This window comes from Methylobacterium sp. Leaf117, from assembly GCF_001422985.1.
GTDB lineage: Bacteria > Pseudomonadota > Alphaproteobacteria > Rhizobiales > Beijerinckiaceae > Methylobacterium.
Genome location: NZ_LMNL01000023.1, coordinates 354,909 through 376,553, shown reverse-complemented (window position 1 = coordinate 376,553; position 21,645 = coordinate 354,909). Strand labels below are relative to the sequence as shown.

Here is a 21,645-nt window from a genome sequence, read left to right as displayed (position 1 = left end):
CCGCAGGTCCTCCCGGTTTTTATCGGGCGCTTCGACTTAATCGACCACCTTGGCGGTCGGTCGATCGTTGCCCTGGGCGGTCTCGTCGTGCCAGTTGCCTTGACCGTCCTGATAGCGGATGCCTTCCGTCGAGCCGGGCACCTGCTGCTCGGCCGCGGCCGCCTGGGCGGCCTGAAGAGCCTCGTCATGGCTCGGAAAGGTCTCGGAGAACACGTCACCGACCTTGTAGGCGTAGCCGCCATCGTGTTCGACGATGCGATAGGTGATCTCGGACATCGACTGTTCCTTCCCCGTTACGTGCGCCCGCTGGGCGCGCTTACGCATACGGGAGGTCGAACACGGAGCGGTTCGGGAGGTTCCCCTCAGTGCCGCGTCGGGGTGATCCAGGTCAGGGTGGGAATGGCCGCCTCGCAGCCCGCGATCAGGGAGCCCCGCACGTCGGACGGATCGTAGCCCGGCCCGTCCGGAAATCCGATCACATGCGTGGTGGCGCTGTCGGCACGGCGGATATGGGCGACCCACCCTTCCGGCGCCCGTTCGAAGACGATCTCGAAGACGGCCCCGGCGTGTTCGAACCGATGTGCTTTCATCTCGCCCTCTCTCACACGGCTCGAACCGGACAGGCCGGTCTGACATCGCGCGCCGGATGTGGGGGCTTGCACTCTCGGAGCAAAGGATGTCCGAAGCGAGCGATCGTCCCGCCCCTCCCATCCGGCCAAGGCCAGGAGCCGCATGCGCCCGTCCCGTCCCGCCCTGGTAGTCGCCCTCGCCGTCCCGCTGCTGATCGCGGGGGGCGGTGCCCGAGCCGAGTTCAGCCTGTTCGGCAGCGCCGACCGCACCCCGGCCAACCCCTTCGCGTCGAATTACGCCTCACCCCCGGTCCGCGCTACGGCCGAGGGGCCGCGGCGGAGCCGCCGCGCCAAACCGGCGGCCAAGCCGGCTCCGGTCCTTCGCCCACCGCGCGACATTCCCCAGTAGTGAGCCCCGGTAGCGAGGAGGTTTGTCTCCGCGAGCCGGATCAGGCGGCCGGCAGCGCATTGGCGATCGCCGTGACAATGCGCGGATCGGCGGGCTCGACCGAGGACGGGAAGGCGCCGATCAGGCTTCCGTCGCGGTCGATCAGGTACTTGTGGAAGTTCCAGCCCGGCGTCGCGCCGGGCTTCTCGGCGGCGGCCCAGCGATAGAACGGATGGGCGCCGGGACCACGCACATGGGTCTTGGCGGTAACCGGAAAGGTGACGCCGTGATTCTTGCGCGCGGCCTCCGCGATGGCGAGGCCGTCCAGCGGCTCCTGATTGCCGAAATCGGCGGACGGCACCGCGATCACGGTGAGGCCGCGATCGCCGAATCGGGTCCACAGGCCCTGCAGGCCGGAGAACTGGCCGGCATAGCCGCAGGCGGTGGCGGTGTTCACGATCAGGATCGGCCGACCGGCATAGGCCGACAGCGGCAGGGTGCCGCCCTCGGGCGTCTCGAACGCGAAGGCCCCGGCGCGGAGGTCACCGGCGAGCACCGGCCGAACGCCCCAGGCGAGCGCTCCGCCGAGGATCGCCAGGGCGTGGCGCCGCGACAGGGTTCGCCCGGTCCCGGGGCGGCTGAGATTGGAAGGCAGGAAGCTCGACATCGCGCCACACCCGTCTGGGCGGAGGACCCGTTCCACCGCACCCGTCGCTGACAACCTAACGCGGGCGCGGGGTTCGTCCATCGGCAGTGCCGCCGGACGGGAACCTTTCACGGAGGCTCGAACTTGAGCGTGTGCCATTACGGACCCCACGCTCGACCCTCGGAGAGACTTCGCCCATGCGCAGCCTGTTGCTCGGCACGACCCTTCTCGCTGCCAGCGCCACCTTTGCCCTCGCCCAATCGCCGGACGCCACGACGCCGGCGACCTCGTCCTCGGCGCCGATGCAGGCTGCGCCCGCCACCCTCGCCAACGATCTGCGCCCCACCTTCGTGGTGCAGAACAAGAGCGACATGGTCACCTCGAAGCTTATCGGCCTCACCATCCAGAACGGGGCCAGCGAGACCATCGGCGAGATTGCCGACGTGGTCCTCGACGACAAGAACACGGTGAAGTCCTGGGTGGTCGGCGTCGGCGGCTTCCTCGGCATCGGCACGAAGTACGTCGCCATCGATCCGAGTGCCCTCAAGCTCTCCCGCGTCGACGACACCACCCTGAAGGCGACCATCGACACGAACAAGGACCAACTCCGCGCCGCGCCGGAATACATCTATCTCGGCAAGGCCAAGGCCAACGCGGAGACCAAGCCTGCGGATTCGAGGCCTGTAGACTCCAAGCCTGTGGACACGAACAAGGCTCCGTAACCGCCGCTTCGGCGATCACCACCCGTTAGGGAAGCCCTCGGCCTCGGCGCCGGGGTTTTTCCTATGGAGACGGCGTTTTCGCACTGCGACCGGAATCCTCCGACGCGGCCTGTCAGGGATCCGTCACGAAACCGGAGTAAGGCGTCCGGGAAACGCGGTCGGGGCGCGGCTTCGACGGTCGGGATGGTGAATCGACGTGGCGACGATCCGATCAGGCGGAGTTGCGCAGAGCGTCACGAACCGTGCTCGCGACGTTGTCGATGCGCCGAACCGCGAGGATTCCGGCGCGGGCTTCGGGGCGGTCGCCGTCGAACAATTCCTCGAGCAGCCGGGTTGGCTCGACGTCGCTCTCCAGCGATTCCAGATCGCTCGCGAACACGATGCGCAGATGAGGCCGCAGGGCACGGGCCTCCTGGACCAGCTTCTGGCAACACAGCTCGCCCTGAAGGCTGACATCCGTCACGAGAACATCCACCGGAAGGCCGAGGGCCAGCACCGTCATCGCGTCGACACCGCAATCGACCGTAGTGGCAGCATAGCCGGCGCGCCGGATCTGCGACGTGACTTCGTCACGCCAATGCTTTTGCCGACCCGCGATCAGAACCTGGACGCCGTAGGCGCCACCCGGCGAGGCTGGTAGTTCCATAGTCGAGACTCCCCACTCGCGCCTGGACATCCGTGCCGATCACCCCGGAAACTGTGCGTCGCACCATGCTATGTCACGTTCGCTCGAACAGACAAGCCCTGCCGACAGGCGAAGTCTAGCGACGGATGCGTCCGCGAGGCTCGGCGCCCTCCCTCAAGTCTTCGACCGCCGAGGCGTTCCCATTCGAACCGCTCCGCTTCGCCGTCCGCCCAAACCGTGGCACCAGAGCCACCGTCGCGGTTGACGGGACCTGCGCCCACGGGGCAACACCGCGCGCGACGCCTGCGCGGGACCACAGACGAGAGCCGGAGCTTCCATCATGTCATCCGCCAAATCCCCGCCCGTCTCGCCGCTCGCGCCGACGTCGAATCCGGACCTGCCGCCGATCCGCGGCGTCGGCATCGCCACCGCGCAGGCCGGCATCCGCTATTCCGGCCGCACCGACGTGCTCTACGTGGCCCTGGCCGAGGGCACGCAGGCCGCCGGCGTGTTCACCCGTTCCAAGTGTCCGTCCGCCCCGGTGGATTGGTGCCGCGAAGCCCTGGGCAGTGCGGGCGCCCGGGCGCTGGTGGTGAATTCCGGCAACGCCAACGCCTTCACGGGCCTTCGGGGACGCGACGCCGTGGCGCTCACGGCACGCATTGCCGCCGAGGCCGCGCGGTGCCGGCCGGAGGAGATCTTCATCGCCTCGACCGGCGTCATCGGCGAGCCCCTCGACGCCACCAAGTTCGAGGGCGTGCTGGCCGATTGCGCCCAGCGGACCGAGGACGGGCCGAGCGCCTGGGCCGCGGCCGCCCAGGCGATCATGACCACCGACACCTTCCCGAAGCTCGCCACGCGCCGGGCGAGCATCGACGGCGTCCCCATCACGATCAACGGCATCGCCAAGGGCGCGGGCATGATCGCCCCCGATATGGCGACGATGCTGAGCTTCGTCTTCACCGACGCCGCCCTGCCGCAGGACGTACTGCAGACGCTCCTCTCCGCCGGCACCGCCACAAGCTTCAACTGCGTGACGGTAGACGGCGACACCTCGACCTCCGACACGCTGATGCTGTTCGCCACGGGCGCGGCCGGCAATGCCGCCGTCTCGGGCGCCGACGATCCGCGACTCGCCAACTTCCGCACCGCCCTCGACGACCTCCTGGTGGAGTTGGCCCAGCTCGTCGCCAGGGACGGCGAGGGCGCGCGCAAGTTCGTCACCGTGCAGGTGTCCGGCGCCAGCAGCGACGCCTCGGCCCACCGCATCGCGATGTCGATCGCCAACTCGCCCCTGGTGAAGACCGCCATCGCGGGCGAGGACGCCAATTGGGGCCGTGTGGTCATGGCGGTGGGCAAGGCCGGCGAGCCGGCCGACCGCGACCGTCTGGCGATCTGGTTCGGCGACGTGCGCGTCGCCCGGGAGGGGGCGCGCGATCCCGACTACAGCGAGGACGCCGCGAGCGCCGTCATGCGCGAACCGAACGTCACCGTGCGGGTCGACCTCGGCCTCGGCGACGGCGGCGCCCGTGTCTGGACCTGCGACCTGACCAAGCTCTACATCGAGATCAACGGGGATTACCGCTCGTGAGGCGCAGCCGCACCGCGCTCCTTCTCGCCCTGGCGCTTCTCGGACCTGGCACTGAGGTCCGGGCCGAGGACCGGCCCGCCGCGACGGAAGGGCAGATCAGCGTCGTCGGCCGCGCCCGCTCGGAGGTGGCGCCGGACTTCGCCTCGGTCGAGATCGGCGTCGAGAGCCGGGGTGCGACCCCGGCCGCCGCCCTCGACGGCGCCAGCACCGCCGCCAGGGCGATCCTGGCGCTCGCCGCCGACTTCAAGGTCGCGGAAGCGGATCTCGGCACCTCGGCGGTGACGCTGCAGCCGGCCACCCGCTCGATGCGCCAGCCGGACGGGAGCTTCGCCGAGAAACCCGACGGCTACCGCGCCAGCAACACCGTGCGTGTGCGTCTCGCCGACATGGGGCGCCTCGGCGATCTGATGCGCCGGGCTCTCGATGGTGGCGCGAACCGAATCGACAGCGTCGGCTTCGGCCTGCGCGATCCGGATGCCGCCGAGAGCGCCGTGCGCAGTGCGGCGATGAAGGATGCGCGCCTCCAGGCCGAGCGGCTGGCCCAAGCGGCGGGCGTCACCCTCGGACGGGTCGTGTCGATTCAGTCCCCGGCCACGGGCGCTCCCCCGCCGATGGCCTTCGCGGCGCCCGCGCCAATGCGGGCCAAGCGCGGCGGCGCTCCGGTCCCCCTCGTCGCCGGCACCATCGAGACCGCGGCCGACGTCTCGGCGACCTTCGCGATCGCCCGATGAGCGGGACGAATCCTGCCACCCCCCTGCGCATCCTGCTGGTGGTCGCCGTGGCGCTGGTCGATGTCGATGGGCGGGTCCTCCTGGCCCAGCGGCCACCGGGCAAGCAGCTCGCCGGCCTGTGGGAGTTCCCGGGTGGCAAGATCGACCCGGGCGAGCGGCCGGAGGAGACCCTGATCCGCGAACTGGCCGAGGAACTCGGCATCACCGTGCAGGAGGCTTGCCTGGCGCCCCTTACCTTCGCGAGCCACGCCTACCCGGATTTCCACCTGCTGATGCCGCTCTACATCTGCCGGCGCTGGGAAGGCCTGCCACGCGCGATGGAGGGGCAGGCGCTCAAGTGGGTGCGGCCGCGCGATCTGAAGGACCAGCCGATGCCGCCGGCCGATGCACCGCTGATTCCCTTCCTGTTGGACCTGCTCGGACCGTGATCCACTTGCTCTGAGGACATTCCGGCGGCCCGCGCCGCCTCGCCGGGAGGAGGACAGCGCACCATGGCACGCAAGGCCACCCCAGCCCCCGAGGCGTCCCGGCTGCGGAAACCGAGCGCCAAAGGCGCTTCGGCGAAAGGCTCTCCCGCGAAAGCGGCTCCCACCAAGCCGAAGCGGGCCTCGCGAAAAACCACGCCCTGTCCCGAGACCCTGACCGAACTCGGGCTGGAGAGGCTGATCCAGCTCGTTCTGTCCGAGACCGCGCGCAATCCGACCTTCAAGAAGCTGGTGACGGCGGCGGTCGCCAGCCTCCAGGGACCGGACGCCATCGCGGCCCTGGTCGACCGGCGCCTGACCGCTCTCGAACGCGGCCAGGGTTATATCGACTGGCAGAAGCAGCGCGCCTTCTCCGCCGATCTCGATGCCATGCTGACGACGGTGGTGAGCGAACTCGCGGCCCTCGACCCGCGGGCGGCCCTCGACCGGCTGATCCGCTTTCTCGGTGGCGCCGACGATGTCCTGGGGCGGGCGGACGATTCGAGCGGGCGCCTCCACGGCGTCTATGAACGCGCGGCCGACGCGGCCGCGAGCCTGATCGTCGACCTCCCGGGCGACGAGGCGGCCGCCTTCGCGGCACGGCTGGTGCCACGGCTCGGCGCGGACGGTCATGGCTTCGTCGAGACCCTGATGCACGACCTGATCCCCCGCTTGCCCGAGACGGCGCACGCCGCCCTCGACATGGCTTTGAAAGCGGCGACGCCCGCCGCGCCGCCGGCCCGAACCGGCGGCGAGAAGGCCTGGACGGCCCAATGGGCGCGTAACCGCTTCATCCGGATGCGGCAGGCCCTGGCGGACCGGGCGGGCGACGTCGACGCCTTCATCGCCTTCGAGAAGGAGGCGTCGCCCGAACAGCCGGACCGGGTCCGGATCGCCGAACGGCTCCTGGCGGCGGATCGGGCGCCCGAGGCGCTCGAGTGGATCCGCAGGTCACAGAAGCGCGGGCCGGTCATCGTCACCCGCGAGGCGCTGTTGACGGGGCAGTTCGATCACCATGCCCCGGAGCGGGCGCGGCAGGCCGTCGAGATCCGCATCCTCGACACCCTCGGGGACAAGGCTGGCGCACAGGCCCTGCGCTGGCAGGAATTCGAGCGCAGCCTCGATCCGGCGATGCTGCGGGCCTATCTCGCCAAGCTGCCGGACTTCGAGGACGACGCGGCGCTGGAGCGCGCCTTCGACCATGCCGAGGCCTTCGCGGACCGCTACCGCGCGCTGGCCTTCCTCATCCACTGGCCGAACCCCGACCGCGCCGCCCGCCTGGTGATGCAGCATCGCGGCAGCTGGGACGGCGGCCGCTATGACATCCTGGTGCCGGCCGCCGAGGCGCTGGAGCGGACGCAGCCGGCGGTGGCGAGCGAACTCTATCGCCTGCTCATCGACAGCATCCTGGAGCATGGCCGCAGCGCGGCCTACGGCCATGCCGCCCGCTATCTCACCGCTCTCGACAGCCTCGCGGCCCAGGTCGAGGAAGGGCGCCTGACCCCCGATCCGGAGGCGTATCGGGCCTCCCTGCGCCGCCTGCACGGCCGCAAGTCCGCGTTCTGGGCCCAGGTGCGGGACTGACGCGGTTCCTCACGCCAGCTCGATCGGGTCGATCTTGTCGGTATAAAAGGCGAGATGCCCCGCGATGGCGGCGACGGCCGGATAGGGCGCCTCGTAGCTCCACACCGCATCGGCGCGGGAGGCGTCCGGTGTGGTCAGGCTGAAGTAGCTGGCGTCGCCCTTGTAGGGGCAGTGCGTGCGGCGGGCCGTGGGGGTGAAATGCGCCCAGCGGGCATCGGCTCGCGGGACGTAGACCACGGGCGGATAATTCGCTTCCGTGAGCATCAGGGCCGCGTCGGTCTCGGCCAGGAGGGTGCCGGCGAGGCGGATGCGGATGCGCCCGGGATGCGGCACGATGGTGATCGGATGATCGGCGCCGGGCTGTCTCATGCGTCGGGTTCCTCGGCTGTGCGTTCGGTGGTGCCCAGGGCTTCGGCGAGCCGGGCCTGGGCGGTCCCGGGTTTCAGCGGCTTCTGCTGGCTCTCGTGCGGCGCCCACCCGGACAGCCACAGGATCTCGAAACTGGCGCGGACGCGGCCATCCGGATCGGCGAAGCGCTCCGCATAGAGGGCGGCCGCCCGCAGGAGCGTCTCGCGCCGCAGGGGCGTCCGGCGACGCTCGGTCAGGACGTTGGTCAGCCCCATTGCCCGCAGGTCGCGCATGAGCGCGAACAGGTCCCGGTAGCGGACCGTGACGGTCTCGACATCGGTCACCGGCAGGGCGAAGCCGGCGCGCTGGAGCAGGCTTCCCATCTCGCGAACCTCGGCGAAGGGAGCGACGCGCGGGCTGACGCCGCCCTCGACCTCGCTCTCGGCCTGTCCGAACACCTGCCGCAGTTCGGTCAGGGTCCGGCCGCCGAGCAGGCAGCCGATGAACAGCCCGTCCGGCCTTAGGCTCCGGCGCAGCTGCGCCAGGGCGCCCGGAAGGTCGTTCACGTGCTGAAGAGCCAGGAGCGAGACGGCGAGATCGAAGCGACCGGGCGCCAGCGGCAGCAGCTCGGGATCGGCCACGACGCTGCCGGGCTCAGGCCGGGCCGCCAGACGCGTGATCCGCTCGACCCGGCCGCCCGCGCGCAGGTGCTCGGCGGCGAGGGGCGACGGCGTGGCGAGGTCGAGAGCCTCGGGAAAGGTTCGGAGCACCGCTCCGAGACGATCGTCGAGATCCTCGACCACCCGCCGCAGCAGGAAATCGGCGTAGCCCTCGCGGTGGGCGCGGGCGAGGCGGTGGCGGGCAAGGCCCGTATCGAAGAGGGGTGGTGCGGTCATCGCGATCTTAGATGGCGCGGCGAGGCTCCGACCGCCACCCGCGCCGACACCGGAACGCCCGTCGGGCCTCCCTCGTTGAAGCGATACGATTCGATGACGAATCGAGGAGACGTGACGCCATGAAGTCTATCCTGTTCGGCGCGACCCTCGCTCTTGCGGGACTCAGCCTCGCCACCACCGGAGCCGACGCCAAGGGGTGCCTGAAGGGCGCTGCGGTCGGCGGTCTCGCCGGGCACGTCGCAGGCCACGGCGTCCTCGGTGCGGCAGCGGGTTGCGCGGTCGGGCGCCACCAGGCCAACAAACGCGACCGCCAGCAGAACCAGGCGCAGCCGCAACAGGGCAACTGATCACAACCGAGAGTCGCATTCCGCCTATGCGGGCGGTAGGATCGCCGTGATGGCCCCTGCCGCCCGCCCGTTCATCGCAGGCCTGCGCGCCGCCTGGAGCGGTGCCCTCGCCCTGGTCTACCCGCCGACATGCCCCGGCTGCGGCGGCGCCATCGCCGATCCGCATGCGCTGTGTGCCCGCTGCTGGGCGGGACTGAGGTTGATTGAACGGCCCTTCTGCGATCGGTTCGGCACACCCTTCGCCGTCGACCACGGCACCGGAACCCTGTTATCGCCCCGCGCCATCGCGGAGCCTCCGGTCTTCGCTCAGGCCCGTGCGGTGGCGCTCTACGAGGGTGTCGCCCGCGACCTCGTCCATCGCCTGAAATACGAGGACCGCCTGGACCTCGCCGCCGTGCTGGCGCGGATGATGGCAGGTGCGGGCTCCGACCTGCTCGCCCGGGCGGATTGCCTCGTGCCGGTGCCGCTGCATCGATGGCGCCTGTGGCGACGCCGCTTCAACCAGTCCGCCCTCCTGGCACAGAGGATCGGGCGGATCGCGAATCGACCGGTGGAATGCGGATACCTCGCCCGGGTGAAGGCGACCCGCCCGCAGGTGGGCCTGAGCCGGGTCGCCCGGGCGACCAACCTTCAGGGCGCCTTTCGCGTCCCCGAGGCCAAGCGGCCGCTGCTGCAAGGGCGACGCGTTCTTCTCATCGACGATGTCATGACCACGGGCGCGACGGGCAATGCCGCCGCGCGGGTGTTGCTGCGCGGCGGCGCGGCGTCGGTCGATGTCCTGACCTTCGCGCTGGTCTCGGGCGAGGTCGGCTGAGCCGCCCCACGCGTGCGCTGACGGTCTTCAGGCCGTGACCATCCTCAAGCGGTGACGGTCTTCAAGCAGTCACTTGGCCGAAGCGTCCGGCCTCGGCCGGTCCGGAAGCCGCCGGCTCCAGGACCTTGCCGCGCGGGCCGACCCAGGTGCCGACCCACTTGCGCTGCCACACGAGGAGGCAGACCAGCACGACCGCGGCGAAAAGGGCGTAGCCGACGAAGCCGAGGGCGAAGGAGCCGGTATACTGCTTCGACAGGCCCATGACGTTGGGCAGGATTGCGCCACCGAGGGCACCCACCTCGCCGATCATCGAACCGGCCACCGCCGTGTTCGCCGGCCAGCGCAGGGGCACGAGTTGGAACAGGGCGCCGTTGCCAGCCCCGAGCGCGGCGAAGCACAGCATGAACAGGGCCGTGGTCAGCGCCAGCGACGGGGTCGCGGTCAGGAGCAGGAACGACCCGACGGCGGCGATCAGCACGACGGACAGGACCAGGATGCCGCCGAGCCGATCGGCGAAGTATCCGCCGGCGACGCGGATGCCGGAGCCCATCAGGGCCGCCAGCATGGTGAGGCGGCCGGCCTCGACCTTGGTGACGGCGAACTGCTCGTAGAAGAAGGTCGGCAAGAAGCTCGACAGTCCGATGAAACCGCCGAAGGTGATGATGTAGATGAGGTTGAAGGCCCAGCCGTCCTTCTGGAACAGGCAGGAGATGTGCTCCTTGAAGGACTGGTGCTCGGCGTCCGGCGGCTCCTTGGCAAAGACGATCATGACGATCAGTGGGATCGCCATCACGCAGCCGGCGAAGCCGTACACGGCCTGCCAGCCATAGGCCTGGGCCAGCGGCGGCGCGAACAGCACGGCCAGCACGGTGCCGGAATTGCCGGCGCCGGCGATGCCCATGGCGAGGCCCTTGTGCTCCTTCGGAAACCAACCCGAGCCGAGGGACAGGGCGACGCCGAACGAGGCCCCTGCGATACCGAGCAGGACGCCCATGGCCAGCACTTCGTCGTAGGTGTCCACGTAGAAGAAGCCGAAGGCCATCGCCAGCATGATGACGCTCATCTCGGTGATGGCGGCGTTCTTGCGCCCGATATACTGGGCGAGGATACCGAGCGGGAAACGCATGATCGCACCGGCCAGGATCGGCAGCGAGATCATGAACCCGGTCTGGGCCGGAGTGAGCTTGTAGGTCTCGGTGATGAACGGGCCCATGGCGCCGTTGAGCACCCAGATGGCGAAGCAGAAATCGAAATAGAGGAAGGCGGCGAACAGGGTCGGGGGATGACCGGATTTCATCACGGTCTTGAAGCTGGCCATGGAGTGCGTCTCGAGGTTCACGGCCGCCGGGCGACCGCTCATGCCAAGGGATCCGGACTCACGCCGTCCGCATGCGGAGCGCCGTTGCCCCGCGCGTCGCCGATCGGCAACGGGCTCCCAGAAGCACCGAACGTGCCAGGCCAGACGCGAGGGCTTCACGGTCTCCCATCGGTGATCGATCGCCGTCGTGCGATGGCGCGTCAGGCGGCACTGCCCAGGAAATGGGCCTGACGGGGTCGGAAGCCGATGGACGCCGGGATCAGCCGTCGGCCTGGAAGGCCGAGAGTGGCGCCGCGATGGCGCAGGTGACGCCATCGGGTGGAAAGTCCAGCGCGATGGTCCCGCCCACCTGCCCGGCGAGCCCGCGCTCGATGAAGCGCGACCCGAAGCCCTTGCGCGCCGGCTTCGTCACCGGCGGACCGCCGACCTCCGCCCAGGACAGGGCGAGGTGCGGCTCGCCGGCTTCGTCGCGGACCTCCCAGCGGATGGAGACATGCCCGGTCTCCTGCGAGAGCGCCCCGTACTTGGCCGCGTTGGTGGCGAGTTCGTGCAGCATCAGCGCCAAGGAGAGGGCGGGCTTTGCGCCGATCTCGAGGTCCGGGCCATCGAGGCGGAAGCGGCCGGCCTGATCCTCGTGCAGTTTCAGGGCACCGCGCACCACCGGGCCGATCAGCGTGCTGCCGAGAGCGCCGCCCATCAGGAGGTCATGCGCTTGGCCCAGGGCGATCAGGCGGCCGGCCAGAACTTCCTTGGCGGTATCGACGTCGACCGCCGTCCGCATGGTCTGGGTGGCGATGGACTGCACCATCGCCAGCAGGTTCTTCATGCGGTGGCTGAGTTCGCGATTGACGAGTTCCTGCTGCTCCTCGGCGCGGAGGCGGGCCACGGCGGCACGGGTCCGGTCGACGACGTTGCGCACGAAGTCGAGGATGTCCGGGGTCCAGTCGCGCCGCTTCGAATCATGCAGGCAGAACACCGCCACCAGTTGCCCGCGCTCCATCAGGGGCAGGTTGATCACGGTGCGGACGTCGAGGGCGCGGAACCCTTCGGGATAGCCGGCCGTGCGCGGGTCCTGCTCCACATCCGCGATGACCACGTCCCGGCCCTGGCGCAGCTCGGGCAGATAGGAGCCGTAATCGTCGTAGCGATGCCGCCCCACGAGGCTGGCCACCCCCGGCAGCGTCCAGTCCCGGATGACGTCGAGATACACGCCGGACGGATCGAGGGTGCCGTAGGCGGCTCGGGTCAGACCGAGGGTGCGTCCCGCAATCTCGGCGGCCACGAAGGCGATCTCGGCCGGGTCCTGCGATTCGCGCAGGCGCTCGCCGAGTTCGACCAGGGCAGCCTGGCGCTCCTCGGCACGCTTGCGCTCGGTGATGTCGACGGAGGCACCGGGGAAGCGCAGCGGCGTTCCGTCGGCGGCCCGCACCAGGCTTCCGCGCGCGATGACCCAGCGATGCGAGCCGTCGGGCTGAACGATCCGATACTCGCAGGCGAATTCCCTTGCCCCCGCGAAGAGCCGGTCCAGCTCCGCCTGGAACCGGCCCATGTCGTCGGGATGGAAGTTGCGGATATAATCCGCCAACGGCGCGCCGAGGGCGGCGCGCTCCGGATCGACGGTGTAGATCCGGGCGAAGTTGGCGTCCGCGTAGATGACGTCCTCACGCAGATCCCAGTCCCAGGTCCCGATCATGCCGGAGGCGTTGAGGGCGAGCGCCAGGCGCTCCTCGCTCCGGCTCAGGCGGGCGCCCGCCGCCTTGCGCTCCGTAATGTCGGTCAGGGTCAGCACCGCGCCTTGCACCAGCCCATCCTCGATGATCGGTGCGTTGTTGGTGACGACGTCGATGGGGGTTCCGTCCTGGCGGAAGAACGTGGTCTCGCGCTCGCGCAGGGCCTCCCCGCTCTTCAGCGAGCGCACGACCTCGCAGGCCTCGCGCGGATACGGTCGGCCGTCGGCATGGTGGTGATGCGCGGTGTCGTGCAGGTTGCGCCCGATCAGACTGCCGTTCGGCCAGCCGAGCATGGCTTCCGCCGCCGGGTTGGCGAAGGTGACGACGTCGTCGCGGGTCAGGCGGATCACGGCCTCGCTGAGATGGTCGGTGACCGTCTGGAGCAGCGTCGTCTGCTTGATCAGGGCGTCCTCGGCCTGCCGTTGGGCGGTGCGGTCGCGCAGGATCTTGAGGTAGCCGATATGGCTGCCATCCTCGTCCTTCAGGGCCATCATCTCGCCCATCGCCCAGAAGCGCGTTCCATCCTTGCGGACGTGCCAGCGCTCGTCGTTGGCCCGTCCGAGCTCGCGCGCGACCCGCATCTCGTGCTCCGCCAGGCCGCGCAGGCGGTCCTCCTCGGCGAAGAAGAGTTCGGCCGGACGCCCCACGATCTCGGCCTCGGCCCAGCCGAGGATGCGCTCGGCGCCGACGTTCCAGCTTGTCACGAGGCCGGTGAGATCGAGGGTGATGATGCCGTAATCGATGGCGCTCTCGATGATCGCCGCATTGTGCCGGTCGCTCGCGCGGCGCTCCCGCAGCGCGCGCCGCAGGTTCAGCTCGGTCATCACCTGCCCGGCCAGCGTCCGAAGGATGAAGGCTTGCGCCTCGGTGAGTTCCCGCGGCTTCACGTCGAGGACGCAGAGCGTGCCGAGCGCCGTCCCCTCGGGCGCGTGCAGGGGCATGCCGGCGTAGAACCGAACGTGCGGCGTGCCCGTGACCAGGGGGTTGTTCGCCGTACGCGGGTCCCGGGTGGTGTCCGGGATCACGAAGAGGCCGTCCTGTTGCACGGCATGGGCGCAGATCGATTCCGCCAGGGTGGTCTCGGCGCGATCGAAGCCGATCCGGGCCTTGAACCATTGCCGATCGGACTCGACCAGCGAAACCAGGGACACCGGCATCTCGAGCAGCATCGAGGCCAGCCTGACGACGTCCTCGAACGCCGCCTCGGGGGCGGTATCGAGGATGCCGTAGCGCGCAAGGGCCGCGGACCTGGTCTCGGGCGCGTCGCCGGTCCTACTCAATCGCCCCTCCGGTCGCGGTCGCACAGACGCGTTGCCGCCCATGACCGACACGGACGATCCGACGAGCGCACGCGTGGCCGCTGCAGCTTTACCTGCGTGCCGCCGATCTTCCTACGTAGAACGACGCGCAGACCGTAAAATTCGCCGAGGCCAATGCCCAAACACCTATATCCGGCCGGGCAGTTCATACGAAATCCGGTCGATCCCTGTGGGGCGGCGGCGGCGTCGAACGACGTTGATTTCGCTTCGATCGCGCCGCGGCGAGCCGCCGTCCTTATGGTGCGCCACCACCTGCGTGACGGCGCACTGACGGTTCGGCGTGCCGATCATCATGGCCCACGAGGCCCAGGAACGCGACCTGTCCTGCCGTGACCAGATGCGGAGAGGCGAGAGCCATTGTCGAGACCTCCCCTTGGCCGAACGTCGTCGCGGCGGCGAGGTCGAGCCTGCGCATGTCCCGATACGGCGCCGCGGCGCTCCAGCCGCCTCAACGGCACACGGTGACGCCGCGGACGATCCAGCCCTCGCCTGCTTGCCACAACTTGCGGCGCGTGCGCTGACAGGTGGCGTTGTCGGGCTCGCTCGACGTCCAGGTGGTCGCCGGGGCTCGCGCGTCGGCTGGCGTCGGCGTCGGCGTCGGCGTGCGGTTCGCCGAAGCCTCCCCCGGTACCAGAGCGACGAGCAGAAACGCCGCGAGCAGCGCTGGACGCGCGCGGAAGGTGTGATGCGGAGGGACCGGCACGGGTCGCGTTCCATGATTTTGAGTGGGGGCCCTTTCGGGTCACTTCCTATGGCGACACGGCCACGCTTTTGACAACCGCTGCCCGCGGCGTCGGACCTGATGACCACGCCTTTTTTGAAGACATGGTGAAAGTCTCCCGCCGGTCGCCGCGTGAAGAGTCTTCACGCGGTTGTTCGAAGAACTCCAGATCGATGCCGAGCCGTGGGCATTGTGCTCGGTTTGCATCGCCGACGACCTTTGGTAGTCACGCAAGGCTGCCCATCCTCAAGGTGACGTGACGCGCGCGTGACGACTTGCTAGGCCCGGCGTCGAGCGAACCATTTCAACGACGACCGCCCGAGCGACCTCCATGTCCCACACGACCCGCCGCACGCTTCTCACCGGGGCGACGACGAGCCTCGCGCTCCTCACACCCGTCGGGTCCGCCCTCGCCCAGAGCCGTGGCCTCTTCGGCGACGGCCTCGACGGCAATGGCCCGTATGACGACGAGCGTCTCTATCGCGACGAGGAGGGACGGCTCTATCGCCGACGGGGCGGCCAGTACGTGCCCTATTCGGATCGGGGCCAGGACCGCACTCTCGACCGGATGGGGGGGCAGCGGGGCCGCGCCGCAGTGGTCGACGATCCGGATGCGGATCTCTACGCCCCGCGCCAGGTTCCGCCAGCCTCGCCGCAACAGGCCGCGCCGGCCAAGCCCGTGGACAATGGCCCGATCGACTACAACCGCGCCTATGCGGCGATCACCGACGAGCCGTTCCCAGTCTACGCCTTCAACTGGCGCAAAACGAACCCCTCGTTTCTGCGCCAGGAGATCGCCTATACGGGCCCCGAAACGCCCGGCACCATCGTGGTCGACCCGCGGGCGCACCACCTTATCCTGGTGCAGCCGAACGGCCGGGCGCGTCGCTACGGCGTTGGCGTCGGCAAGCAGGGCTTTTCGTGGTCCGGGGCCTCGACGGTGAACTCGAAGCAGATGTGGCCGGACTGGTATCCCCCGAAGGAGATGATCGCGCGCACGCCGAAGCTCGCCAAGTCGGTGTCACAGCTCCAGAGCGGCCTCGGCGTGCCGGGCGGCGCGCACAACCCGCTCGGGGCTCGGGCGCATTATCTCTGGCAGGGCAACAAGGACACGCTCTATCGCATCCACGGTACGCTGGAGCCGGATTCGATCGGCAAGAGCGTGTCGTCGGGCTGCATCCGCATGATCAATCAGGACGTGATCGACCTGTACGGCCGCGTCGAGATCGGCAGCCGCGTGGTGGTGCTGACCTGACGCGGTGGGAAGTCTGTTCCACGGAAACCGGGACAGCGGAAGCTGTCCCGGTGGTCATCCCGTCGATGCTGCAGAGTCCCGGAGACGCCTCCCCAACCGGGGAACAGTCGCCGGGCGGAACAGGCGTCAGACCTCGGTGATCTCGCCTTCGCGGACGGCGCGCTCGCTCGCCCCGGACTTGATCCGGTAGAATGGCTCGCCGGTCTGGTCCTCGGGCACCAGACGGACGATCTCGAAGATGTCGGACACGTCGGTCTTGGGGGAGGCGTAGCCGATCTGGGCCCGGCGCACGCGCTGGCCGAGTTTGAACTTGTGGGACATGGCGCGGATCTCCTCGATCGCGGCTCGGCGGACAGAGGTCACGCCGAAGGGGGTGCGCCGGCTTCGGCGGACCCGGTGATGCGGACCGGTCCAGGAGGACAGATCATTGCCGGCAGGTTCGGGGCGAACCCGCCGTCGACCGCGAGATCGATCTCACGGTCGGACGATTTTCGGCGACGCGCTGAAATCGGCGACGCGCCGTGGCCTTTCTCAAGAGCCTTGGCCCTAGCAACGACACTTCGCCTTATCGAAATGCCTTGGCCTTAGCGAAAAGCCTTGTCTTCAGCGACGAGCCTTGGCCTTGCGGGCTGCATAACGGGCATCGCGCTGCGCCTTCTGCTCGAGGCGGGCTGCTGCGGCCTGGGCGACCTTCTCCTCGGCAGCAAGGATCTCTTCCGCAGCGAGACGCTCCCGCTCTGCCTCGGCTTCGGCGGCGCGCTGGGCCTCGGCCTCGATGCGGGCCTGCTCGCGGGCCGCGACGCGGACCTCCCGCTCCCGGGCGATCTGGGCTCGCTCCGCCTTGCGGGCGACCACGGCCGGATCATCCGCAGGCGGACGATCGCGGAAGCGGGCCAGCGCTGCGGCGCGGGCTTCCGTCGCGGCCTTGAGGCGATCGGTCATCGAGTTCGGGTTGAATTGGCTCACACAGGATCCTGTTATGCGGGAGGCCGCGCTGGGCGCGCTCCCCTCGGAAAGGGTCTTAGAACACAAGCGAGCCGCCTCCCATGCGGGAGGCGGCTCTCGAAACAGGTCGGGCTCCGCGTGGGGCCCGCCTTATTCAGACGGTCTGGAGGCTACCGGCGGACTGCTTGCCGCTGCGCTTATCGGTTTCCATCTCGTAGGAGATCTTCTGGCCTTCGGCGAGGCCACGAAGGCCAGCGCGCTCGACAGCCGAGATGTGCACGAACACGTCGCTTCCGCCGTTATCCGGCTGAATGAAACCGAAACCCTTTGTTTCGTTGAACCACTTAACAGTACCGACAGCCATCGTATTCCTTCGCCCTTGCGGGCTTATCTTCCGGAGATCCACGCGATCATGCGCGGCCGTCTCCATCACCAATCCGACGCCCAATAAGGGTAAGCCCGGTTCCGCTTCGAAACCGCGCCGCAGAAGTTCTGCCGTTGGGTTGATGGCGGTTTTGTACGCGCTTAGGCGACAATTAGCAAATCGAAAGTCAAATGATGTGCCGGGCGCGGTCGATCTGGATGCGCTGATTTGCGGATTATCGCGATCTTTTCCCGGACTGATCTGGCCTGTCGCATCGGGTGGGGCCGAATCGTTGCCGCCGTCGCGGCACCGGTGGAAAGGCCGAGCGGTCCCCTTTCGTCCGGTCTCTCCGGGACGCCCCTCAATGAGGCCGCTCCGGGACGGCGTTTGAGGAATCACCTATCTTGCTGGGAGGGAACTGAACGGCGAATCCGCTATTGTTGTCATCAGCGCCAAGCCTCGCAGTGGTGAATGCCGCCTTGCACGCATTGTCCCCGGACCATCAGGCCACGGACGGTCTCTTTCCGTTGCGGCGCGTGCATTTCTCCAGCCGCGATTATCCGCCGGACGAAGCCGCTCACGTCTATCAGGTCATGTTCGCCAGTTCGGCCCTGGTCACACCGCTGGTGGCTCCGTTCCAGGTGGAAATTACGAGCTTCTGGACCGAACACCTGCGTTTCCATTTCATGGATGGTGTGCCCTTCATCTTTCACCGTCCGGCGCAGAAGCTTGGCTATGACGGTCTCGACGTCATCGTGTTCCAGCACATCGAGACCGGCGACATCATCGGCAATTTCGACGGGCGCGAAGTCCGCGCCGGCACGGGGTCGGTCTATGTCATCGATTTCTCGCGACCGACGATCATCCGCGATGCCCAGGGCATTCCCCGGCAGCGACGCAACTTCGTCAGCATGCCGCGCCCCTTCGCAAAACGATGGTTCGGCCGGCTGGATCAGCTGCACGGCCTGGTGATCCCGCCCGAGATCGCCGCGCCCTACACGGCGCAGCTGCTGCGCCTCCGCGAGCGCCTGCCGAATCGCGATGCCCTCGATGCCGAGACCCTCGGGCACACTGCGACCCTGATGGCCCAGGCCATCACCGGCGCCCTCGGGCACGGGACGTCGCATGCCGATCCGGCCCGGTCGTTCCGCAAGGCCTGCCTGTACATCGAGGCATCCCTGGCCGATCCCAATCTCAGCGCCACCGATGTGGCGCGCAGCATCGGCGCGTCGCGTTCACGCCTGTTCGCCATGTTCCAGCCGGTGGGCGGGGTCGAATCCTACATCCGTTCGGCCCGCCTCGCGCAGGTCAAGGCGGCTCTCAGCGCGCCGGCTCAGCCGCATCCCATCGCCCGGCTCGCCGAGGAGGCCGGGTTTCGCAGCGCCGCCCAGATGAGCCGCCTGTTCCGGCAGCATTACGGAATGACGCCGTCGCAATTCAGCGCCAGCGCCGACCCGGGCGGCGTGCGCCGGATCTCGGAACGGGCCTGATCGGAGGCCAGATCGCGCAAGCCTGAGACGCCCTACAGGGCCAGCGAGACCTTGACCACGCCGGCATCCTCCCTGTCGGGCCGCGTGGTGAACCCGAGCTGCCTGCACACCGCGAGCATCGGCCGATTCTCCCGCAGAACCGTTCCCTCGACCCGGGACAATCCCTCGATGCGAGCCCAGTCGATCATCAGGCTCATCAGGGCATGGCCGAGGCCCGTGCCCTTGCGATCCCCGTGGATCAGGATGGCGTATTCGCCACTCTCGTGATTGGCGTCGGCATGAAGCCGCACGGCGCCGAGCATCGCCCCGGTGGCGTCATCGATGGCCACGAAGGCGATGGCGCGGGCGTAGTCGAGCTGGGTGAGCTTGGCCAGGAAGGCGTGGTTGAAGTCGCGCACCGGGGCGAAGAAACGCAGGCGCAGATCCTCGGCACTGACCGATTGGAAGAAGGCGAGGAACAGCGCCTCGTCTTCGGGTCGAACCGGCCGCACCCGGATGGTCTCGCCCTTCAGGTGCAGCACGCGCTCCCACTCGACCGGGTAGGGCCGGATCGCGAAGCGCGGGTGATAGGTGCCCCGCGCGCGGCGGCCCGTCGGAGCCTCGGGCGCCACCATCACGCGGGCATCGAGAGCCAGGGCGCCGGTCTCGTCGGCCAGGAGCGGGTTGATGTCGAGTTCGCGGACCTCCGGGCAATCGGCGGCCATCTGCGCGAGCTTGACCAGCACCAGGGCCACCGCGTGGCGGTCCACCGCCGGAACGTCGCGATAAGCGGCGAGGCGCCGGGCGACGCGGGTGCGGTCGATCAATTCGGAGGCGAGCCGCAGGTCGAGGGGCGGCAGGCCGAGGGCCCGGTCGTCGATGACCTCCACCGCCGTGCCGCCGCGCCCGAACACCACCACCGGCCCGAAGGTCGGATCTTCGGCGAGGCCTGCGATCAGCTCCCGCTGCTTGCCGCGCCGGATCATCGGCTGAACCGCGAAGCCGGTGATCCGTGCGTCCGGCGCCAGCCGCCGGGCCCGCGCCAGGATATCGGCGGCCGCCGCCCGCACATCGGCCTCGCTGGTGAGATCGAGGCGGACGCCGCCCACGTCGGACTTGTGCACGATGTCGGGCGAGACGACCTTCAGCGCGACGGCGCCGCCCGCCGCGATGATGCTCCAGGCTGCGGTCGCGACGGCATCGATGTCGGGCGCCAGCGTCAGGGGCACGCTGTCGATGCGGTAGGCCGCCAGCAGGTCGGCGACCGCCACGGGATCGAGCCAGGTCTGGCCCTGGGCCACGGCGCGGTCGACGATGGCGCGGGCCGCCTCGACATCCGGCGAGAAGTCGCGCGGCAGTGAATCCGGCGTGCGCATCAGGTCATCCTGCGCCTCGCGGTAGCGGACGAGGTGCAGGAACCCCTCGACGGCAGCATCGTCGGTGGAAAAGCGCGGGATGCCGGCCGCCGCGAGCCGGCTCGCGGCTTCGGCCTCCTCGCCGATCGTCACGGCGAAGACGGGCTTCCGGCGCGCCCCGCTGCGCCGGACCCGACTCACCGTCTGGGCGATGGCCGTCGCCACGGCGGTGCCGTCGGAGCGCGCCGTCGGCACGTGGACCGCCAGCACCGCGTCGTTGTCGGGGTCGGTCAGCAACGGCGCGAGGGCATCCGCATAGGCCTCCGGTCCCGCCGCGACGCCGAGATCCACCGGATTGCCCAGATGTCCCGCCGCAGCCAGGATGCCGCCCCGGTCGGCGAGCCGGTCGGCGGCCAAGGCACCGATACCCCGGCCATTGCCGACGATCGCCAAGCGGTGGCCGGGGAAGGGCCGCTGCCGCCCAAGGGTTTCCACCGCGGAGAACATCGCGTCGAGGCCATCGACCGAGAGCAGGCCCGCCCGTCGAAACGCCGCCTCGTAGACCGTATCGGGCCGGGCGAGCGCGCCGGTATGCGTCGTCGCGTGGCGCGGCGGCGCCCGGTGGCGGCCCGCGCGCAGGACGACCACGGGCTTGGCCCGCGCTGCGGCCCGCGCCGCGGACATGAACTTGCGCGCGTCCACCACCCCATCGAGGGAAAGCAGGATCGCACGAGTGCGGATATCGGCGGCGAAGTAATCGAGGCAGTCGGCCACGTCGATATCGCAGGCCAGGCCGAGGGACATCACGGCGGAGAAGCCGACGTCGCGCCGCGCCGCCCACTCGACGATGCCGGCCGCGACCGTGCCCGATTGCGAGACCAGGGCGAGGTCCCCCGCCTTCGGTGCGCGCGACAGCAGGCTTGCATCCAACCGGGCGCCGGGAACCGAGAGACCGATGCTGCCCGGGCCGAGCAGGCGCAGGCCGTGCCGGCGGGCTTCCGTCCTGGCCGTCTCGCAGAGATCGGCGCCGACATCCGGCGTCACGATGACGGCGGCCGCCGCGCCCCGCCGGCCGGCATCCGCGATGTGCTCGGGAATCGTACCGGCGGGGGTCGCCAGGATGACGAGATCGGGGGCGTCCGGCAGGTCGGCAAACGATGGAAATGCGCCGGACGCCGCATCGGAGCCGATCCGGAGAATCGAGCCGGGGAACTGCGCGCGCAGGAGATTCGCCAGAACCGCCTCGGCCAATCCGTCGGGCCCATCCTCCAGCCCCGCAAGGGCGATCGCACGGGGCGCGACCAGAGCCTCGAAGCGGTAGGTACTCATCGGCCGAACTGCCTCTGCTCGGGGAATCGGACGGCTATCCTCGCGTCGCTCCGAAACCGGAGGACGCCACCGACCGGGCGGACCCGGCCTGATGCCGGGCGCACCCGGCAGCCGG

The 21,645-nt window shown here is 69.4% G+C and carries 23 protein-coding genes; 10 read left to right on the top strand and 13 right to left on the bottom strand.

Annotated elements, in window-relative coordinates; genetic code table 11:
• Positions 1 to 36 precede the first annotated feature (36 nt).
• Both ASF57_RS13195 and ASF57_RS13190 read right to left on the bottom strand, forming a co-directional pair.
• Positions 37 to 276, bottom strand: coding sequence for a hypothetical protein (locus tag ASF57_RS13195; protein WP_056483993.1), 240 nt, complete (start codon positions 274 to 276; stop codon positions 37 to 39).
• An 86-nt stretch (positions 277 to 362) separates the two neighbouring features.
• Entirely contained in the window at positions 363 to 590 is a 228-nt protein-coding gene (locus ASF57_RS13190; RefSeq protein WP_056179265.1) for a hypothetical protein, read from the bottom strand.
• A 142-nt stretch (positions 591 to 732) separates the two neighbouring features.
• On the opposite strand from ASF57_RS13190, the gene ASF57_RS13185 reads away from it, so the two are divergent.
• Complete coding sequence (locus tag ASF57_RS13185) at positions 733 to 978, top strand: hypothetical protein (protein ID WP_056483990.1); 246 nt, start codon at positions 733 to 735, stop codon at positions 976 to 978.
• 40 nt (positions 979 to 1,018) lie between these two features.
• Here the strand turns inward: ASF57_RS13185 and ASF57_RS13180 are convergent, their stop codons facing one another.
• Complete coding sequence (locus tag ASF57_RS13180) at positions 1,019 to 1,624, bottom strand: glutathione peroxidase (protein WP_056483987.1); 606 nt, start codon at positions 1,622 to 1,624, stop codon at positions 1,019 to 1,021.
• A gap of 176 nt (positions 1,625 to 1,800) precedes the next feature.
• Between ASF57_RS13180 and ASF57_RS13175 the strand changes: the two genes are divergently transcribed.
• Positions 1,801 to 2,325 carry a PRC-barrel domain-containing protein gene (locus tag ASF57_RS13175; RefSeq protein ID WP_056179255.1) on the top strand — a complete coding sequence of 175 codons (525 nt, stop codon included), beginning with the start codon at positions 1,801 to 1,803 and terminating at the stop codon, positions 2,323 to 2,325.
• Between the two features lie 211 nt (positions 2,326 to 2,536).
• On the opposite strand, the gene ASF57_RS13170 is transcribed toward ASF57_RS13175, so the two are convergent.
• A complete protein-coding gene (locus ASF57_RS13170; protein WP_056179252.1) occupies positions 2,537 to 2,971 on the bottom strand; it encodes a histidine kinase in 435 nt (144 codons plus the stop codon).
• Positions 2,972 to 3,290: 319 nt separating this feature from the next.
• Between ASF57_RS13170 and argJ the strand changes: the two genes are divergently transcribed.
• From argJ to ASF57_RS13150, 4 genes are all read left to right on the top strand, one after another.
• Positions 3,291 to 4,541 carry a bifunctional glutamate N-acetyltransferase/amino-acid acetyltransferase ArgJ gene (gene argJ, locus ASF57_RS13165; RefSeq protein ID WP_056483984.1) on the top strand — a complete coding sequence of 417 codons (1,251 nt, stop codon included), beginning with the start codon at positions 3,291 to 3,293 and terminating at the stop codon, positions 4,539 to 4,541.
• 29 nt (positions 4,542 to 4,570) lie between these two features.
• The gene (locus ASF57_RS13160) at positions 4,571 to 5,272 is read left to right on the top strand and encodes an SIMPL domain-containing protein (protein ID WP_244476942.1); all 702 of its coding nucleotides are present in this window, start codon (positions 4,571 to 4,573) and stop codon (positions 5,270 to 5,272) included.
• Positions 5,269 to 5,700 (top strand): 8-oxo-dGTP diphosphatase MutT, encoded by a 432-nt coding sequence (gene mutT / locus ASF57_RS13155; protein WP_056179238.1) that lies wholly within the window; start codon positions 5,269 to 5,271, stop codon positions 5,698 to 5,700. The genes ASF57_RS13160 and mutT overlap by 4 nt, the downstream gene beginning before the upstream one ends.
• 63 nt (positions 5,701 to 5,763) lie before the next feature.
• A complete protein-coding gene (locus ASF57_RS13150; RefSeq protein ID WP_056483977.1) occupies positions 5,764 to 7,320 on the top strand; it encodes a DUF6880 family protein in 1,557 nt (518 codons plus the stop codon).
• Between the two features lie 9 nt (positions 7,321 to 7,329).
• On the opposite strand, the gene ASF57_RS13145 is transcribed toward ASF57_RS13150, so the two are convergent.
• On the bottom strand, positions 7,330 to 7,689 hold the full coding sequence (locus tag ASF57_RS13145; RefSeq protein ID WP_056483974.1) for a DUF427 domain-containing protein: 360 nt from the start codon (positions 7,687 to 7,689) through the stop codon (positions 7,330 to 7,332).
• Positions 7,686 to 8,564, bottom strand: a complete 879-nt coding sequence (locus ASF57_RS13140; RefSeq protein ID WP_056179225.1) for a methyltransferase domain-containing protein — start codon at positions 8,562 to 8,564, stop codon at positions 7,686 to 7,688. The genes ASF57_RS13145 and ASF57_RS13140 overlap by 4 nt, the downstream gene beginning before the upstream one ends.
• A 119-nt stretch (positions 8,565 to 8,683) precedes the next feature.
• On the opposite strand from ASF57_RS13140, the gene ASF57_RS13135 reads away from it, so the two are divergent.
• Together ASF57_RS13135 and ASF57_RS13130 are read left to right on the top strand one after the other, a co-directional pair.
• The gene (locus ASF57_RS13135; RefSeq protein WP_056483970.1) at positions 8,684 to 8,911 is read left to right on the top strand and encodes a hypothetical protein; all 228 of its coding nucleotides are present in this window, start codon (positions 8,684 to 8,686) and stop codon (positions 8,909 to 8,911) included.
• A 49-nt stretch (positions 8,912 to 8,960) separates the two neighbouring features.
• Positions 8,961 to 9,725 carry a ComF family protein gene (locus ASF57_RS13130; protein WP_056483967.1) on the top strand — a complete coding sequence of 255 codons (765 nt, stop codon included), beginning with the start codon at positions 8,961 to 8,963 and terminating at the stop codon, positions 9,723 to 9,725.
• A 61-nt stretch (positions 9,726 to 9,786) separates the two neighbouring features.
• On the opposite strand, the gene ASF57_RS13125 is transcribed toward ASF57_RS13130, so the two are convergent.
• The 3 genes from ASF57_RS13125 to ASF57_RS25775 all read right to left on the bottom strand — a co-directional run bounded on the left by ASF57_RS13125 (position 9,787) and on the right by ASF57_RS25775 (position 14,386).
• The gene (locus ASF57_RS13125) at positions 9,787 to 11,043 is read right to left on the bottom strand and encodes an MFS transporter (RefSeq protein WP_056484549.1); all 1,257 of its coding nucleotides are present in this window, start codon (positions 11,041 to 11,043) and stop codon (positions 9,787 to 9,789) included.
• A 259-nt stretch (positions 11,044 to 11,302) separates the two neighbouring features.
• Positions 11,303 to 14,053, bottom strand: a complete 2,751-nt coding sequence (locus ASF57_RS13120; protein WP_056483964.1) for a PAS domain S-box protein — start codon at positions 14,051 to 14,053, stop codon at positions 11,303 to 11,305.
• 165 nt (positions 14,054 to 14,218) lie between these two features.
• Complete coding sequence (locus tag ASF57_RS25775) at positions 14,219 to 14,386, bottom strand: hypothetical protein (protein ID WP_156376120.1); 168 nt, start codon at positions 14,384 to 14,386, stop codon at positions 14,219 to 14,221.
• Between the two features lie 758 nt (positions 14,387 to 15,144).
• On the opposite strand from ASF57_RS25775, the gene ASF57_RS13110 reads away from it, so the two are divergent.
• Complete coding sequence (locus ASF57_RS13110) at positions 15,145 to 16,068, top strand: L,D-transpeptidase (RefSeq protein WP_056179215.1); 924 nt, start codon at positions 15,145 to 15,147, stop codon at positions 16,066 to 16,068.
• Positions 16,069 to 16,194: 126 nt separating this feature from the next.
• Here the strand turns inward: ASF57_RS13110 and ASF57_RS13105 are convergent, their stop codons facing one another.
• From ASF57_RS13105 to ASF57_RS13095, 3 genes are all read right to left on the bottom strand, one after another.
• Positions 16,195 to 16,389, bottom strand: coding sequence for a hypothetical protein (locus ASF57_RS13105; protein ID WP_056179212.1), 195 nt, complete (start codon positions 16,387 to 16,389; stop codon positions 16,195 to 16,197).
• 282 nt (positions 16,390 to 16,671) lie between these two features.
• A complete protein-coding gene (locus ASF57_RS13100) occupies positions 16,672 to 17,034 on the bottom strand; it encodes a DUF6481 family protein (protein WP_280138764.1) in 363 nt (120 codons plus the stop codon).
• A gap of 133 nt (positions 17,035 to 17,167) precedes the next feature.
• Positions 17,168 to 17,377, bottom strand: coding sequence for a cold-shock protein (locus ASF57_RS13095; RefSeq protein ID WP_056180031.1), 210 nt, complete (start codon positions 17,375 to 17,377; stop codon positions 17,168 to 17,170).
• A 479-nt stretch (positions 17,378 to 17,856) separates the two neighbouring features.
• Between ASF57_RS13095 and ASF57_RS13090 the strand changes: the two genes are divergently transcribed.
• Positions 17,857 to 18,867: an AraC family transcriptional regulator gene (locus tag ASF57_RS13090; protein WP_156376119.1), complete on the top strand. Its 1,011-nt coding sequence runs from the start codon at positions 17,857 to 17,859 to the stop codon at positions 18,865 to 18,867.
• A gap of 32 nt (positions 18,868 to 18,899) precedes the next feature.
• On the opposite strand, the gene ASF57_RS13085 is transcribed toward ASF57_RS13090, so the two are convergent.
• Positions 18,900 to 21,530, bottom strand: coding sequence for a bifunctional acetate--CoA ligase family protein/GNAT family N-acetyltransferase (locus ASF57_RS13085; protein ID WP_056483951.1), 2,631 nt, complete (start codon positions 21,528 to 21,530; stop codon positions 18,900 to 18,902).
• Between the last annotated feature and the right edge of the window lie 115 nt (positions 21,531 to 21,645).